The sequence below is a fragment of the Halorubellus litoreus genome, assembly GCF_055378595.1.
Window position 1 is genome coordinate 290,185 of the sequence record NZ_AP043835.1, and the last position, 16,581, is coordinate 306,765.

A 16,581-nucleotide genomic window follows, 5' to 3' on the forward strand; every position below is an offset into this window, starting at 1 on the left:
TAGTAACGTCTCTCGACGAACTCTGTTGAGCACAAGAGAGGGAACGCCGCCGAAAGTGGCGTTGCCGAGCGAGACCACTCCCTACTGGCGTTCTGACCGGTTACCGCGCTCGTCGCTTGCTGAAGGCTAGTCGTATCGTTGTGTGACTACCAGCGTTCGGAAGATTCGTATCGAAATCTGTGGCTTTCTCAGAACTGAACCACCAGAAACGAGGCTATTCGCCAACACCCACAGACTGGGCTCCTCTCGTAGCGATGCTGAGCCGTTCGGTTTCCAGTCGCCATGAGGAACGTGGCCGCCCAGACACATACGTCCAACACGTTGGACAAAGAAATGTCCACCTCAGCCCGTGGGCGGCCGAACCACCGGGCGACGTCAGCCTCCCCTACGCGAACCACGCGTTCGGGTACGTCGCCTTCGCCGTCCTGCTCGCCCTCATCGCCGTCGTCTTCGCCGGCGCCGCCTACTCGCTCGCACTCTGGTACCAGCGGTCGACGACACTGCAGTGACCCGAACGATTGAGTCACACACTCGCGAAGGTCCGGGCATGAGCCACCAAGGTGTCGGTAGTAGCCACGGACAGAGTGGTGGGCGATGATTCGGCCGCGGTTCCGGATGGAAGGCCCGAGCGATATCTGGGTCGCGGAGGTCTCGCAATCGCTCCCCGACACCACGTTCCGGCTGCTCGCTGGCGCACCCCTGGAGTCGCGGACGCTTGAGCTAGGCGAGGTCGTCGGGCCGAACCCGGAGGCGGCGCTGGAGGCGCTCGCCGCCCACGACAGCATCGTCTCCCTCGAGCGACTGTACGTCGACGCGGACCGCGGCCTGACGAAGTACGAGACCACCGAGCAGGGTCTGTTCACGTTCCTCGGGGAGACGTCGCTCCCGCCGGAGTTCCCGTTGACCGTTCAGCAGGGCGCCATGGAATTCAACGTCACTGCGTCCCGCGAGCAGTTCACCGCGCTCGGCGAGCGACTCGACGCGAGCCCGCTCCGCTACGAGTTGCTCTCGGTCACGCACAGCGAGTCCGCCGACGGCGTCCTGACGGCGCGCCAGCGCGAGTGCCTGGACGTCGCACTCCGTGGCGGGTACTTCGAGGTGCCTCGGGAGTCCACGCTCGCCGACATCGCCGACGAACTCGGCGTCGGCAAATCCACGGTGAGCGTGACGCTGCGACGAGCGACGAACCGTATCGTCGACTGGTTCCTGCTCGCCACCGACGACCGCCCGCTCGACTCCTGACCGTCCCGCTGGGTGGACACCAGTCTGATGTGCTCGTTCAGTAAACTTCCCGCCCCAATCCAGAGAGTGAGCAGCGGCCAGCCACCCATCCCGACACCCGCACCGTCTCTCTCGGGGAGTCGGAGCGTGTCGACGGAGACCTCTCCGAGCCGAGCCGAGCATTCGGTTGGCTGATGTACTGCGGGTCTCAGTGAGCGTACCCCTCGACGAAGGATTCTCACGGACGCAACGATAATTATATGAAGACTGAACTATTAGCGAGAATGATGGAATAGTTGTAATTATTTTGGGTGTTTCGATATCGTCTCGTCCCGACCTCCTTCGAAGTGACTCTATCTCTCCGGTTTGACGCCGTTGCAGTTGTGATTCGCATAGAAAACCCCGGCCCGCCGGCGGGAACCTGGCTTTCGACGGCGTTGTCGCCATCGGCGAGGAACTGATGATTCGCACCACGAATAGTTTGAGAGCGCAGGCTGGGTCGACGTCGTTCGTTGGCCACCAGGGTTCGCGTTCGAAACCCACCCGGACGCGAGAACCGCCCACATCGTCGCGTTGTGGCCGATACGAGATCACCCGCTTCGGTTCGCTGGTGTCGCCACTCGAGCGACACCCGATTCACCCACCTGCATCCACAAACACGAAACTGACTGATACTATATATACACAGAATATTGATTGGTCCTCCTGGTATGGATGCTCTCGAGGGTGACCTGTTCAGCCGAGCGGGGACCGACGGAGCCAGCTAGATATTTGTGCGTCCGCGTCACAGGACGTTACATGGAGCACGCAGAGCGAGAGAGAGTCATCGACACGTACTTCGACGCGATGGATACCACCGACACGAGCGAGGTCAGGGACCTGCTCGCGGCCGAGTTCACGTACGTCGCGGGCGATGGAACGACGTTCGTGGGCGAGGACGCGATCGACCGGTACATCGAGGAGGTGCGGAGTCTCGCCGACACTCACCACGAGATCGAGCATCTCGCTCACGGCGACTCGGCGTCGTTCGCCGAGGGCACCGTCTCGGGGACCGGCCCCGGCGGCGACAAGATCGCGGTCGGGTTCTGTGACGTCTTCGAGTTCGACGAGGAGGACGGAACGCTCGCGGCGCTCACTGTCTACATCAACGAGAAGTAGCGCATTCAGGGCCCGTCTCGACGGGGCGTGCGAACGTTTAACTCACCACCTGTCGAGTGTAGTAGTATGTCCGAGGAGTCACTCGTAACGGTGACGCGTAGTCACGACGATAAGGCCGCACACGTCACGCTGAACCGACCGAACAAGCTCAACGCCATCAACCCCGAGATGGCGAGCGAGCTCGCGGCCGTCGTCGAGGAACTCGAACGGGACGACACCGTCCGCCTGCTCACCATCCGCGGAGCGGGCGGGAACTTCTGTGCCGGCGTCGACATCGACGGCATCCACGAGTTCGTCAAGGACAGCAAGATGGACGACCTCCGGGACGCCGAAGCACAGATCGAGGACTGCTTCGAGACGCTCGCGGACTGCTCGCTGCCCTCGCTCAGTCTCGTCGAGGGATACGCGCTCGCCGGTGGGCTCGAAGTGCTGTTGCTCACGGACTTCATCATCGCCGTCGAGGACGCACAGATCGGCGACCAGCACATCAACCGCAACCTCGTGCCGGGCGGTGGGTCCACCCAGCGGCTCCCGCGACGCATCGGCCAGCAGCGCGCGAAGGAACTCATATTCACCGGGAAACGCATCTCCGGCACTGAGGCCGCGGACTGGGGACTCGCGACCGAAGCGGTGACTGCCGACGAGCTGGAGGCGACGCGGGACAGCTGGACGGAGGACATAACCAGCAAGGGCCGGCGGACGCTGAAGACCGCGAAGTACCTCGTCGAACAGAGTCAGTCCGCGGACCTCGACACGGGGATCGAACTCGAGAAGTTCGTCTCCACCGCGCACTTCTTCACCGACGAGGGCAAGGAGGGACTCCGCTCGTTCAGCGAAGACGAGTGAGGCAGATCCCGTCGTGAGTCAGTCGGTCGTGGTGTCGGCCGCGAAGGTTTCGAACGCCGCCCGGAGGTCGTCGGGGATGCGGACGGCGTCGCGGGTCTCCGCGTCGATGAACGCGAGCGTGATCGAGCCCTGGAAGACGCGGGTGTCCTCGACGGTGCCGGTCGAGTCGAACCTGATGGACGTCTCGCCGACGTCGGGCGTCATCGCGACCGTGACGGTGTCCTCCATGCGTATCGGGGCGAGGTAGTCGACGTTCACGTTCACGGCCGCGGACGCGATACCCATCTCCTCGTACGCGCCGTAGGAGTACCCGGCGGCCGACCGGATGTCGTGGAGGCCGCGGGCGAGCCAGTCGACGACCTGCGGCGTGTATATCGACCCGGTGACGTCCGTATCGCCGGCTCTGACGATGGTCTCGAACTCGAAAGCCATACGACACACACGACCGGCACAGCCTTGATTGTTGTCCTCGCCCGCGTGTGACGTGGGTTCGGCGGCGTCGGACTGCCTCTAGCTGAACGCCTCCGTCAGTAGTGGAACGACGTCGAAGAGGTCGTCGACGATACCGTAGTCCGCGATGTCGAAGATGGGCGCGGACGGGTCGTCGTTGATGGCGATGATGGTGTCGGCGCCTTTCATGCCGGCGATGTGTTGGGTGGCACCGGAGATGCCGATGGCGATGTAGATCTCGGGCGTGACGACCTTCCCGCTCTGGCCGACCTGGCGGTTCTTCGGGAGCCACTCGTTGTCGACGATGGGGCGGGACGCCGCGAGCGTCGCGTCCAGGGCGTCCGCGAGTTCCTCGACGAGGTCGAGGTTCTCTTCTTCCTTGATGCCGCGCCCGATGGAGACGATGACGTCCGCGTCGGTGATGTCCACGTCGCCCGCGAGGACCTCCTCGTAGCCCGTGACGTCCGTCCTGATCGCGTCCCTGTCGATGGTGGCGTCGAACGCCTCGACGTCGGCGTCGCCCGTCGCCGTCGTGGCTGGCCACTCGGTCGGGCGGGTCGTCACCACGGCTGGAGTCCCGGTCACGTGGAGGGTGCCCTCGGTCTTCCCGCCGTAGAACTCGCGCGTGACCGCGATGCCGTCGTCGGCCGCGTCGAACGCGATGGCATCCGTCACCAGGGGTGCGTCGAGGGCTTCCGCCAGCGCGGGCGCGTAGTCGAGCGCGCTCACGGAGTTCGCCGCGAGAACGTACCCCGGGTCGAGCGCGTCGACGAGCGCGCCCAGCGCCTGGACGTGCACGTCGTGATTGTAGTCCTCGCCGAACGCGACCGTGTGCACGGTCGCGACCCCCTCGACGGCGAGTTCGCCGGCGAACGCGTCGACGTCGCCGCCGACGACGGCGACGTGGAGGTCGCCGCCGACCGCGGCCGCGAGTTCGATCCCGGCGGTGACGACCTCCAGGCTCACGTCCCGCAGTTCGCCGCGGCGGTGTTCGGCGACGGCGAGCACGTCGCTCATGCCCCCACCCCCTTCTCGCGGAGGAGCGCGGCGAGTTCCGCGGTCATCTCCTCCGTGCTCCCCTCGAACACGGTCGCCTCGCCCTCGGACTCCGGTTCGTAGAGCGCCGTGAGTTCGAGCCCGTCGTCGAGCACGCTTGCGTCAACGCCGATATCGTCGAGGGTCTCGACGTCGAGTGGCTTCTGCTGTGCCTGCCGGATACCTCTGAGGCTCGCGTACCGCGGCTGGTTGATACCGGTCTGGATGGTGAGGACCGCGGGCAGGTCGACGTCGGTGAGCTCCGCGAGTCCGCCCTCGAGTTCGCGGTGAACGGACGCCTGTCCGGTGCTCGCGTCCAGGTCGAGGTCGTTCACGACGGCCGCCCACGCGTAGTCGACCGCGGCGGCGAGCGCGACGCCGGTCGCGCCCCACGCCGCGTCGCCCGTCTGCACGCCCGTCAGCACGAGGTCGGGGTCCTCGTCGGCCACGACCGCAGCGAGCACCTGTGCCTTCGAACGCGGACCGAGCACCGACTCGGCGTCGAGTGCGTCGTCCCAGACGCGGATCGCGCGGTCAGCGCCCTTCGCGAGTCCCTGCCGGATCGTCTCCTCAGCGCGTTGGGGACCGACGGTCACCGTCACGACCTCCACGTCCTCGTCGCTCGCCTCCGCGTACTGCACCGCCTCCTCGAGCGCGTAGTCGTCCCATTCGTTCAACTCGTACGTGAGGTAGCGGTTCTTGACGTCGAGTCCGTCTACCTCGAACTGGTCGTCGAGGATGCGGACCTCGCTGACCGTCGTGAGTATCTTCATCAGGCAACTAGTTTCATCGCATCCTCGATAAGCGTTCCCAATGCACACACCGGTGGTGGCGGCCTACGCACCGCTGACGTCCCCACCGCGACACCGGGGGTGCTCGCGGCGACGACGCTGCCCACGTTCGACCCTCAGTCGAGGTCGAGGAACTGGCGCGCGATGTTGCGCTTCTGTATCTCGTTGGTCCCGTCGTAGATGCGCGGCGCCCGCGACTTCTTGTACTGGTACGCGAACGGCAGCGAGTCCATGACGCCGGAGCCACCGTGAATCTGGACGGCGGTGTCGGCCGCGTCGTTCCAGAGCTCCGACCCCTTCCACTTCGCGGCACTCGCCAACCACCGCTCGCTCTCGCCCTGATCGATCTTCCAGGCCGCGTGCCGGTAGAGCCACCGCACGAACTCAAGGTCGATACGGAGCTCGGAGAGCATCCCCTGCACGAACTGGTTCGACCCGATGGGCTCGCCGAACGTCTTCCGGTCCTCCGCGTACTCGATGCTCGCGTCGAACATCCACTGCGCGTACCCACAGCAGAACGCCGCGAGCGTCAACCGCGCCACGCCCACGTAGTTGATCGCGGTCTCGAAGAACCCCTTCCCCTCCTCGCCGATCATCTGGCTATCGGGCACCCGACAGTCGTCGAGGTGCACGAACGCGTGCTCGGCGAGCGCCTCGCCCATGTTGTGCTGGTACTTCCCGACCTCGATACCGGGATTGTCGGCGTCGACGAAGAACGACGAGATGCCGTACGCGCTCCCGTCCTCGCCGGACGTCCGCACGCTCACCACGAAGAAGTCCGCCATCGGCGCGTTCGAGATGAAGCACTTCGACCCGTTGAGAACCCACTCGTCGCCGTCCTGCTCGGCGTTGGAGTCCATCCACGTCACGTCGCTCCCGTGCCCGGGTTCGGTGAGCGCGAACGAGAACTCCTTGTCGACGTTCATCATCGGCTCGAAGTACTTCTCGCGCTGGTACTCGTCGTGGTACGCGCTCATCAGCGACGGGTTCGGACCCTGGAATCCCTCCGGGCCGTGCGCGAGCACGTACCCGTGGAACCCGTCCGGGTGCCGGTCGTAGACGTGGTCCAGGAGCATGCAGTAGTGGAGGGTGCTGACGCCACCACCACCCGCCTCCTCGGGGATGTGCATCGTCAGGTAGCCGGCCTCAGCGGACTTCTTCCTGATCTCCTTCGTCAACTCGAAGAACTCCGGGTCCATCCGGCCGTCCTCCGCCGCCCGGTTCTCCTCGCCGTCCGCGCCGAGGAAGTGCTCGTACTCGTCCTCGAGCGGTTCGACCTCTTGTTTGATGAACTCGTCCAGCTGCTTCCGAATGATGTTGTACTCGGAAGAAGGTTCGAAATGCATTCCCTGCGCAGCGCTGTCACTCATAGCTCTACCTTCACTTGCGGGACCATCACGATATACGTTGGGGTGCGATACCTCACCACAAGACGCGGACCTGACAGGTCCGCCCCGCGTCCCAGCGCAACCCGCTCGCCTCTCAACGCATGCCAATACGAGCGGTCCGCGCACGACGCGGACTGCGACTCGCCGCCTCGGCGGTCTCGCACTCGCGACCGCGACACCCCCTCACTCGAGGCCCTCTCGCGCTATCAGTTGGTCCCTGAGCTTGTACTTCTCTATCTTCGCCGTGTCCGTCTTCGGCATCTCGTCGACGATCTCGACGTACCGCGGCACCATGAACCGCGGCAGACGGTCCGCAGCGATGGCACGGATGGCTGCCTCGTCGAGCGCGACGCCGTCGGCGAGCACGACGCCGATGGCCACCTCGTCCTCCGCCCCGTCGACCGCCGGCACCGAGAACGCGGCGACGTTCTCGATGGACGCGTGCTTCTTCAGGGGCTCCTCGATCTGCGCGGTCGCGATGTTCTCGCCGCGCCGCCGGATCACGTCGTCGATGCGGTCCACGAAGTAGTAGTGACCGTCGGCGTCCCGTTCGAGCGCGTCCCCGGTGTGATGCCAGAGGTTCCCCCAGGTCTCGAGCGTCTCCGCCGGACTGTTCACGTACCCCTGGAATATCATCGACGGCTCCTCCGGACGGGCGGCGAGTTCGCCGACCTCCCCGGCCCCGAGTCGCTCGTCGTGCTCGTTCAGGAGCGCGACCTCCACCGGACTCGCCGGCTTCCCCGCCCAGTTCGTCCCCGGTGCCTCGTCGACCACTGGGATGCCCTTCGACTCGGCCGCCCGGACGACCGCATCCGGCGACCGTCCCTGCCTGTACTCGGCCGGCGTCGCGTGCTCGCCCGTCGCCGCACGGATGGCGCCCGCAACGCTCAATCCGATCTCGGTCTGCCCGTAGTAGGTATCGACGATGTCGAACCCGAACCGTTCCGCGATGGCCTCGTACTCGTCGACGAGCGGGACGAACGTGACCTTGTTGAGCGTGTTGTGGTGGTCGGTGTCCGTCCGCGGCTGGTTGTCGAGCCACGTTATCATCGACGAGAAGATGACCGCCCGCGTCGCCCCGTACTCGTCGACGCGGTTCCAGAACTCGCTCGTGCTGAACTTGTCCCAGCAGACGACCGTCGCCCCGGCCAGTAGCGTCGCGACGACGTTCCCGTACAGGCCGCCGACGTGGAACAACGGCAGGTTGTTGTGGACGATGTCCTCGGCGGACATGAACGTCGCCTTGAGCGCACCGAACAACACGAGAACCTGCCGGTGCGAGTGAAGGACGCCCTTCGGTCGACCGGTCGTACCCGACGTGTAGATGATCGTCGCGATGTCCTCCCACGCGACGTCCGCGTCCGGCTCGGCCGTTGGTCCCGTCGTGAGTTCGTCGAAGGACAGTCGGTCGAACCCGTCCGCGAGCGGTTCGCTCTCGTCGTCGGTCGTCCGCACGATGACTCGGAGGTCGTCCCTGAGGTCTGCCTGGACCTCGTTCAGGCGGTGGACGTAGCGGTCGTCGATGACGACGACGGCGGCCGAGGAGTCCGTGAGCTGGTAGCTGAGGTTCTCGCCCTTGTACTCGTGGTGGACCGGCGCGTACACCATTCCGGCCTTCAGGATCCCGTGGAACGCCTGGAGTATCGGCAGCTGGCTCTGCATCATGACGGCGACGTTCCGCTGGTCGGTGCCGTCGACGAGCGCCCGTAGGTTGTGCCCGATGGTGTTCGCGACGTCGTTCATCTCCCGATAGGTGACGGTCCGCCCCGCGTTCCCGTAGATGACGTAGGGAGTGGTCGCCTGGTGTGTCGCCCGATGGGTGAGGAAGTCGTTGATGGTGCGCTCTTTGAGCGGCCCAGGGGGGTCTACGACGGACTGCTCGGCCATAGCATCTGAAACCGCGCCCAGTTATTTAAACCTACGCCTGAGGGGTGAACTCGCCGTTCACGACCGGTAGGTCGGAGAGTGCAGGGATCCGGCAACGGGACCGTCGTAGGCTTCCGGATTCACGATGTTGTTCGGGGGTTCCCCCCGGGACCGTTGGAGTATCGACTCGCTGACGAGGTTCCCCTGTTCGGTGGTCGTCTCGATGAGGAGGCCGGACGTGTGCGGCGTGAGGAGACAGTCCTCCACGGCCAGCAGTGGATTGTCGTCGACGTCGGGTTCGTCCTCGAACACGTCGATCGCGGCGCCCGCTATCTCCCCGGCCCGGAGGGCGGCCGTCAGGTCCGCGTCCGCGTAGAGGCCGCCGCGGGCGGCGTTGACGAGGTACGCGGTGTCCTGCATGCGTTCGAACTCGTCCGGGCCGAGCATGCCGCGGGTCTCGTCCGTGAGCGGGCAGTGCAGGGAGACGAAGTCCGCGCGCGCCAGGAGCGCGTCGAGCGAGACGCGGTCGACGCCGAGGCGGTCCGCGTTGCGCTCCTCGAGGTAGGGGTCGTGTACGAGGACGTCGACGTCGAACGGGTCGAGGAGGTCGAGGAGGCGCGTGCCGATGAGCCCCATTCCGACGATGCCGACGGTCTTCTCGTAGAGCGTGACGCCCATGTTCTCGTATCGGCCGTCGAAGCCGTCCCGGCGGATGCGCGCGTCGAACCCGTGGAGGTTGCTCGCGCACGAGAGGAGCATCCCGAGCGTCGATTGGGCGACGGCGTCCCGGACGGGCTGTGGGGCGTTCACGACGGTCACGCCGTGCTCGGTGCAAGCCGGGACGTCGATGTGGTCGAGACCGGCACCGAACGCGGCGACGATCTCGAGCGTGGGGAGTGCTGCGACGAGGTCGGCGGTCACGCGTTCCTGGATGGCGATGATGGCGTTCGCGCCGGGGACCTCGTCGGGTTCGATGGCGTCGTAGTCGCGTCCCGGGCAGTAGGTGACTTCGACGTCGGGGTGGTCGAGGAGTGGGTCCAATCCGCGTCGGAAGTCGCGTTCGGGAACGCTATCGTCTGCCCGTGGAACGTAGACGGTATAGGATGGCATCCGGGAGGAGCGTTCGGTTGGCTCGCGCATAGTAGTTCGCCTGCCAGGCTATCAGTGTCGCTGCAATAGACCGATGGTGAGGGTGGTGGCTGTGAGTCGGTGGCGGTTGTGAGTTGTTGGCGGTTGTGGGCCGGTGGTGATGCGTCGGTGCTGTGTCGGCTGAGAGCGCGTTCGGCGGGCCGGGGGTTGGGTGCGCGCGCCGGCGGCGGTGGTGGTGTTTGGGGCGCTGATTGGTGTGAGGTCGTGGTTCTCAGCGGTTCACGATTCCAGAACGAGGTGTGCTAGGTAGTGACAGAGTGTCGCCAGGCGCTTGCTGTCAGGAAGCCTTGATGATGCGTGGATTCGACGGGCGCCGAGGTGCTGCCAGTGGAAGACGCGAGATGGATGGCCTGCGATAGGAGGCCGTTGCGTTCACGAGATGCGAACGATGGCCCCTGGCCCGGTGGAGAACCCGCTAGCGGAGGTTTCACGCCTTCGACCGTGGTGTCCCGTATAAGGTGGTTGTGTCGTGGACGGTCGCGTCCGTTCGCGATACCCGAACAGCTCTCTCGTTGTTTGCACCCGGTATCGCTGCGTCAGGGCGCTTCTCTGCCGTCCCTGCGCCTGAAGGGCGGTCTCTGCAGCCGGTTGGCCCTTCCTGTGAGTCCGGTCGAGGGTCGAGAGACTGCCATACGTTACACCCATAGTGCTGTAACGGAAGTATCGTGGCCGATGTGTTCATGCATCGCGAACGTCCGTTCGGGGTAAAACGTCAGCTTTCCTGGTACTCGCATCCCAGAGCTAAGGGATACCGCCAAAGCGCACCGCGCGCCGCAGTTCCATCCGGGTAGCGCCGTCGACGACCGGCGCACGCGACGCTGAAAATGTATGCCGGCCGAGAGCTAACCTTAACGTTTAATACTTGGGGGGCATGGGTCAGGTTAGCGTATGACGAGACACAGCCACAGTAAGGGAACGGACCGACGGACGATACTCCGTACCATCGGCGGCACGGGCGTCGCGATCGGTCTCGCGGGATGTACCGGCATCAACGAAGGCAACGACGGTGATGGCGGCGACGGCGGCGACGGCGGCGACGGCGGCGACGGCGGCAACGGCGGCAACGGCGGCAACGGCGGCGACGGAACGGATACCACCGAACAAGAGCCCGAAGAGTTCAACATCGGTGTCTCGGTCCCGCTCTCCGGCCGCTTCTCCGGCGCCGGCTCGCTGTTCGTCCCGTCCTACAGGGCCTGGGAGAAGAAGGTCAACGACGCTGGCGGCATCAACGGCCACATGGTGAACTTCCAGATAGAGGACAACGAGTCCGACGAAGCCCGTGCGAACCGGCTCGCCAGCCGGTTCGTCAGCGACGAGAAGGACTTCATCATCAGCGCGTACAGCTCCCCGATGATGCGCGCCGCCGCACCCCCCGCCGAGGACGCCGGCATCCCCATCATCAACTCCTCGGGCGTCAACTTCGAGATGCACGGCTCGTTCGACTACGCGTTCCAGTTCCAGCCGACGCTCGCACGCAACACCACCGCGAGCCTCCTCAACCAGGCCGGCGTCACCGACGTCGCAACCTGGGGCGTCGACCTCGACTGGACCAGCCAGAGCAAGGGGAACTTCGTGAACGAGGTCGCACCCGACCACGACCTGAACATCGTGTACAACGACACCCACTCGAACGACCAGCAGGACTTCTCCTCGTTCGTCCTCCGCGCCGAAGAACAGGGCGCAGACGCGCTGGTGTCGTTCAACTACCCGAACTCCGTGATCGCACAGATGCGCGCCATCAACAACTCCAGCTGGGAACCCACCCTGGTATCCTCCGTCACTGCGGGCGTGCAGGACGTCCAGGACGCACTCGGGCAGGAACTCCTCGACTGGACGTGCGTGCCCGTCGTCTGGAACGCGAACGTCGAACTCGAAGGCAACGACGAGTTCAAGCGCCTGTACCAGGAGCAATCCGACCTCAACCTCGCGGAACACGCCGCGATGGGATGGGGGTCCGTCCAGGTGTTCGGCGAAGCCATTCGCAGCCTCGGGAACGACGCCAAGGACGGCGACACGCTCCGCCAGTGGCTCCTCGACTCTAGCGTCCAGACCATCCTGGGGACCTCCGAGTTCAACGACAGAGGCATCCAGCAGGGATACGACTGGAAGGAGACCCAGTGGCAGGGCAACGAGAAACCGCTGGTCGCACCCGAGGACGTCAAAGAGACGGACCTCCAGTACCCCAAGCCCTGGCCGTAGGTGAGACTTGATGAGTCTCGCCACCACCACGTTCGCGCTCATCGTAAGCGGCCTGTTACTGGCGGGCATCTACGTGCTCGCGTCCCTCGGCCTCTCCCTCATCTTCGGGGTGCTCGAGGTCGTCAACATCGCCCACGGCGGGTTCGTGATGCTCGGCGGCTACATGAGCTGGTACGCGTTCACCGAATTCGGCGTCGACCCCGTCCTCAGCATCTTCGCCGTCATCCCCGCAATGTTCGTGCTCGGGTACCTGATGCACGTGCTCGCCGTCGAGTACGTCATCGGCGACAACGAGATATACAGCCTCCTGTTGACGTTCGGGATCGCACTCATGCTTGAGGGCGCACTCCTCCAGCAGTTCACTGGCATCAGTCGCTCCATCCCGTACCTGAACGAGTCCATCGAGATCCTCACGGCCACCGTCGGCCTGAACCGGCTCGTCGCCGGCGTCCTCGGGCTCGTCTTCGGTGTCGGCCTGCTCGTGTTCCTCGACCGGTCGACGTACGGGCGCGCGATCCGCGCGACCGCCCAGGAGCCCGACCTCGCCGAAGCCTGCGGTATCAACACGAAGCAGATCCGCGCCATCACGATGGGTATCGGCGCAACGCTCGCGGGCATCGCCGGCGTCGCGTACCTCATGGTGTACAGCATCTCCCCCATCGGTGCCCAACCGATCTTGCTCCTCCTGTTCGTCATCATCGTCCTCGGTGGCATGGGGAGTCTCGCGGGCACCATGATAGCGAGCGTCGTCGTCGCGCTGTTCGAGGTGTTCACCATATTCTACGTCGGGTCGCACGAGATGTTCTTCGTGCTCTACCTCAGCGTCGCCGTGATACTGCTCGTCAGACCGGAGGGACTGCTCGGGGAACCGGAGGCACGCCATGGCTAGCTCCACCGAGACCGTCCTGGACGCGGTCGGGAACCCGACCGACCGGACGCTGTTCTACGCAGCGATCGTCGTCGGCGCACTCCTCATCTGGGGCGTGACCTTCCTCGTCAACACGTTCTGGATCAAGGTCCTGTACAGCCTCTACATGTTCGTCGCGCTCGCCGCGGCCTGGAACTACCTGAGCGGGTACACCGGCTATCCGACGTTCGGGCCGATGATGTTCATCGGTATCGGCGCGTACGGGACGGTGTTCTTCTCGATACACATGAACTTCCCGTGGTACGCCGCGCTCGCGGGTGCGGCCATCGTCGGCGTCGTCGCCGCCGCCATCACTGGATTCATTCTCCTCAGACTGAACGGCATCTACTTCGCGATCGGGACGCTCCTGTTCGCGGAGGCCGTCCACGAGGCCATCCTCATCGAGGACAACCTCCTCGGCGGATCCGGTGGTGTCAACCTCTCGGGGACGTCGTTGACTGTCACGTACCTGCTGTTCGCGGCGCTCGCGCTCGTGAGCATCGTCGTCACCTACGAGACGGCGACGCGGACGTTCGGGCTGCGGATGCTCGCGATCCGCGAGGACGAGGAGGCGCTGCGGGCGGTCGGCGTGAACCCCTTGAAGTACAAGATGTCGGCGTTCTGCGTGCACGGCCTCCTGACGACGCTCACCGGCGGAGCGTTCGCGCTGAGCCTCGGGTTCGTCTTTCCGGGAACCGTCTTCTCCGTCGACATCACGATCACGCTGATCCTGATCGCGATCCTCGGCGGTATCGGGACCGTCTGGGGGCCGGTGCTCGGCGCGCTCGTCCTCATCCCCATGCAGGAACTCCTCTGGCTGGAGTTCCCGAACCTCAACCTGATACTGCTCGGGTTGTTCCTCGTCCTCGTCATCGTCCAGATGCCCGAGGGCATCATCAGCAAACTCAAAGACATGGAGGTGTTGCCTCGAACACGCCAGATCTGAGCGGGTGCCGGCCCGGACGACTCCGGGTCGGCGCCTCGATTCCCGCCGCCAGTGCTGTCGTCTCCCACCTCCTTCTTTCGGATCGTCCCGCCCCGATAGCGGACGCCCTCACAGGCCGATTAGCGATGCATGTTGGTGGTCGACCGGGTGTCCCGGGACTCGGTGGTGACGGTTCAGTGGCGAACGTGACACGTCCCATACGTTCAATTTAAGTGACTGGTGGGTGTGTATACCACACATGCCCATCCTGGAAGTCGACGGCCTCAAGAAGTCATTCGGGGCGGTCGTCGCAGTCGACGGTCTCACCATGGACGTCGAAGCGGGCTCGATCACGGGAATGATCGGCCCGAACGGCGCCGGGAAGTCGACCGCATTCAACCTCATCACGGGACTGATACGGCCGGACGGCGGCACGGTCCGATTCCGCGACACCGACATCACGGGCCTGGAGTCCTACGAGGTCGCCCAGCGCGGCATCGGTCGGACGTTCCAGCACGCTCGAATCTTCGACAAGATGACCGTCCAGGAGAACCTCGAGGTCGTCCCGAGCCCCGCGGCCGACACCGCCGCGGAGGTCGACAGACTCCTCTCGCTCGTCGAACTCGACGAGCACCGCAACGCGTTCGGTGAGGAACTCTCGGGCGGTCAGCAAGTCCTCCTCGGTATCGCACGGACGCTGATGCTCCAACCCGACCTCATCATGCTCGACGAACCGTTCGCCGGCGTCAACCCGGGGCTCGTGAGCGACATCGCGAAACTCCTCCGACAACTCCGCGACGAGGAGGAAGCCACCGTGTTCCTCATCGACCACGAGATCGACGAGATCGCGGCGCTCTGCGACGACGTCATCGTCATGGCGGAAGGGAAACTCCTCGTCAGGGGTGAACCCGCCGACGTCAGGACCGACGAACGCGTCGTCGAGTCCTACCTCGGAGGTGCGATGTGATGGCGCTCCTCGAGATCGAGGACCTCCACACGGGCTACGGCGACGTTCCCGTCCTCGAAGGCGTCGACCTCGAGGTCGCCGACGAGGAGATCGTCGGCGTCGTCGGCCCGAACGGCGCGGGTAAGTCCACCATCTTCAAAGCCATCATGGGCTACCTGGAGCCGTGGTCCGGCTCGATCCGCTACCAGGGCCGAGAGATTGGCGGTACCGCGTCCTCGGACCTCGTGAAGGAGGGTATCGGGTACGTCCCCCAGAACGACAACGTCTTCCCGAAGATGACCGTCGAGGAGAACCTCCGCATGGGCGCGTTCACGGTCACCGACGACGAGTACGAGCGCAACGTCGAGCCACTCCTCGAACTGTTCCCGAAGCTCCAGGAGCGACTGTCGCAGAAGGTGTACAAGATGAGTGGCGGCGAGCAGAAGATGGTCGCCGTGGCCCGGGCGCTCGTCACCGCGCCCGACCTCGTCCTGTTCGACGAACCGAGCGCGGGCCTGATGCCGAAGTACGTCGACGACATCTTCAGGAAGGTCCGCCAGATCCAGGAGGAGCGCGACATCTCGCTGCTCATCATCGAACAGAACGTCCCGAAGCTCCTGGAGAACAGCGACCGCGCGTACGTCATCCGCGACGGCGGCGTCAGACTGGAGGCCGAGAGTCGCCGCCTCCTGGAGGACGAGGACCTCGGTGCCGCCTACCTCGGCGGGTCCGAACAGGAGGTCTGAACCAGCCCGCGGCGGCCGGATTCCGTCTGGGCTTGATCAGGAGTACTTGATGCCGAGTTCGACCTCTTCGGCCACGGAGAGGATGGTCTGCTGGATGGAGTCGTCGGTCATCAGCTCCTTGATGCGGTGACTGGGGCCGGAGACGCTCATCCCCCCGAGGATTGTGTCGTCGGAGTCGAAGACGGGGACGCCGACGGCGTGCAGTCCAGTGAGGTGTTCGGCCTCGTTCAGGGCGTACCCCTGCTCGCGGACTTCCTCGAGCGATTCGAACAGCGTCTCGCGGTCGGTGATCGAGTTCTCGGTCTTCGCGACCAATCCGTGGCGCTCGATGATGGCCTCGACCTCCTCGCGCGGCATGTGTGCGAGGATCGCTTTCCCGGCGGCGGTCGTGTGGAGGTGGACGGTCTTCCCGATGGCGGCCTCGAACTTCGCGGCGCGGGTGGCGCGCTCGCGGTACAGGTAGATGCCGTAGCCGTGCTGTTCGGCGAGGAACTGCGCGCGCTGGCCGGTGTCGTTCGCGAGTTCCTTGACCTTCTCCTCGATGAGGTCGTTGTGGGGGAAGCTCTGGCGGACGTGCCCGGCGAGCATGAGGAACCTGAGGCCGAGGTCGTACCGGCCGTCGTCGTTGACCGCGTAGCCCTCGCTGACGAGCGTCTTGAGGTAGCGATGGACGCCGCCCTTGGACATGTCCAGTTCGCGGCTGAGTTCGGTGACGCCCATCGGGCCGTTCTCCTGGATGGCTTCGAGGACGTCGAACATGGTCTTCACCGACTGGACCTCGTCGGACCCGCCCTCGCCCCGGATGTGGCCTGGCTGCGACATGCGCTAGCAATGGGCGTCATCGGGCTTATCGTTTGCGTCTCGTGAACGCCCGTTCAGGGCGCTACCGTATCCCGGTTCGATACCGGCCAGTAGCCCACGCGACGGCGACCCACCGGCTGGCCGTCCCTCACC

16 protein-coding genes are annotated in these 16,581 nt (G+C 65.0%); 9 read left to right on the forward strand and 7 right to left on the reverse strand.

The window, feature by feature from the left end; all coding sequences use genetic code 11:
• Positions 1-254 precede the first annotated feature (254 nt).
• The 4 genes from ACZ48X_RS03935 to ACZ48X_RS03950 all read left to right on the forward strand — a co-directional run bounded on the left by ACZ48X_RS03935 (position 255) and on the right by ACZ48X_RS03950 (position 3,225).
• Positions 255-509 (forward strand): hypothetical protein, encoded by a 255-nt coding sequence (locus ACZ48X_RS03935; protein WP_336351693.1) that lies wholly within the window; start codon positions 255-257, stop codon positions 507-509.
• An 85-nt stretch (positions 510-594) separates the two neighbouring features.
• A complete protein-coding gene (locus tag ACZ48X_RS03940; protein WP_336351692.1) occupies positions 595-1,242 on the forward strand; it encodes a helix-turn-helix domain-containing protein in 648 nt (215 codons plus the stop codon).
• Positions 1,243-2,019: 777 nt separating this feature from the next.
• Positions 2,020-2,379, forward strand: coding sequence for a nuclear transport factor 2 family protein (locus ACZ48X_RS03945; protein ID WP_336351691.1), 360 nt, complete (start codon positions 2,020-2,022; stop codon positions 2,377-2,379).
• 66 nt (positions 2,380-2,445) lie between these two features.
• Complete coding sequence (locus tag ACZ48X_RS03950; protein WP_336351690.1) at positions 2,446-3,225, forward strand: enoyl-CoA hydratase/isomerase family protein; 780 nt, start codon at positions 2,446-2,448, stop codon at positions 3,223-3,225.
• An 18-nt stretch (positions 3,226-3,243) separates the two neighbouring features.
• Here the strand turns inward: ACZ48X_RS03950 and ACZ48X_RS03955 are convergent, their stop codons facing one another.
• From ACZ48X_RS03955 to ACZ48X_RS03980, 6 genes are all read right to left on the reverse strand, one after another.
• Positions 3,244-3,657, reverse strand: coding sequence for an acyl-CoA thioesterase (locus tag ACZ48X_RS03955; protein ID WP_336351689.1), 414 nt, complete (start codon positions 3,655-3,657; stop codon positions 3,244-3,246).
• A gap of 78 nt (positions 3,658-3,735) precedes the next feature.
• Positions 3,736-4,692 (reverse strand): electron transfer flavoprotein subunit alpha/FixB family protein, encoded by a 957-nt coding sequence (locus ACZ48X_RS03960; RefSeq protein ID WP_336351688.1) that lies wholly within the window; start codon positions 4,690-4,692, stop codon positions 3,736-3,738.
• Positions 4,689-5,483: an electron transfer flavoprotein subunit beta/FixA family protein gene (locus tag ACZ48X_RS03965; protein WP_336351687.1), complete on the reverse strand. Its 795-nt coding sequence runs from the start codon at positions 5,481-5,483 to the stop codon at positions 4,689-4,691. The genes ACZ48X_RS03960 and ACZ48X_RS03965 overlap by 4 nt, the downstream gene beginning before the upstream one ends.
• A 134-nt stretch (positions 5,484-5,617) precedes the next feature.
• On the reverse strand, positions 5,618-6,871 hold the full coding sequence (locus ACZ48X_RS03970) for an acyl-CoA dehydrogenase family protein (RefSeq protein ID WP_336351686.1): 1,254 nt from the start codon (positions 6,869-6,871) through the stop codon (positions 5,618-5,620).
• Between the two features lie 201 nt (positions 6,872-7,072).
• Positions 7,073-8,776, reverse strand: a complete 1,704-nt coding sequence (locus ACZ48X_RS03975; protein ID WP_336351685.1) for an AMP-binding protein — start codon at positions 8,774-8,776, stop codon at positions 7,073-7,075.
• Between the two features lie 57 nt (positions 8,777-8,833).
• Positions 8,834-9,865, reverse strand: coding sequence for an NAD(P)-dependent oxidoreductase (locus ACZ48X_RS03980; protein WP_336351684.1), 1,032 nt, complete (start codon positions 9,863-9,865; stop codon positions 8,834-8,836).
• A gap of 927 nt (positions 9,866-10,792) precedes the next feature.
• On the opposite strand from ACZ48X_RS03980, the gene ACZ48X_RS03985 reads away from it, so the two are divergent.
• The 5 genes from ACZ48X_RS03985 to ACZ48X_RS04005 all read left to right on the forward strand — a co-directional run bounded on the left by ACZ48X_RS03985 (position 10,793) and on the right by ACZ48X_RS04005 (position 15,627).
• The gene (locus ACZ48X_RS03985) at positions 10,793-12,103 is read left to right on the forward strand and encodes an ABC transporter substrate-binding protein (protein WP_336351683.1); all 1,311 of its coding nucleotides are present in this window, start codon (positions 10,793-10,795) and stop codon (positions 12,101-12,103) included.
• Positions 12,104-12,113: 10 nt separating this feature from the next.
• A complete protein-coding gene (locus tag ACZ48X_RS03990; RefSeq protein ID WP_336351682.1) occupies positions 12,114-12,992 on the forward strand; it encodes a branched-chain amino acid ABC transporter permease in 879 nt (292 codons plus the stop codon).
• Complete coding sequence (locus ACZ48X_RS03995; protein ID WP_336351681.1) at positions 12,985-13,956, forward strand: branched-chain amino acid ABC transporter permease; 972 nt, start codon at positions 12,985-12,987, stop codon at positions 13,954-13,956. Before ACZ48X_RS03990 ends, ACZ48X_RS03995 begins: the two co-directional genes overlap by 8 nt.
• Positions 13,957-14,194: 238 nt before the next feature.
• Positions 14,195-14,902, forward strand: a complete 708-nt coding sequence (locus ACZ48X_RS04000; protein WP_336351680.1) for an ABC transporter ATP-binding protein — start codon at positions 14,195-14,197, stop codon at positions 14,900-14,902.
• Positions 14,902-15,627: an ABC transporter ATP-binding protein gene (locus tag ACZ48X_RS04005; protein ID WP_336351679.1), complete on the forward strand. Its 726-nt coding sequence runs from the start codon at positions 14,902-14,904 to the stop codon at positions 15,625-15,627. Before ACZ48X_RS04000 ends, ACZ48X_RS04005 begins: the two co-directional genes overlap by 1 nt.
• Before the next feature lie 36 nt (positions 15,628-15,663).
• On the opposite strand, the gene ACZ48X_RS04010 is transcribed toward ACZ48X_RS04005, so the two are convergent.
• On the reverse strand, positions 15,664-16,449 hold the full coding sequence (locus ACZ48X_RS04010; RefSeq protein WP_336351678.1) for an IclR family transcriptional regulator: 786 nt from the start codon (positions 16,447-16,449) through the stop codon (positions 15,664-15,666).
• Between the last annotated feature and the right edge of the window lie 132 nt (positions 16,450-16,581).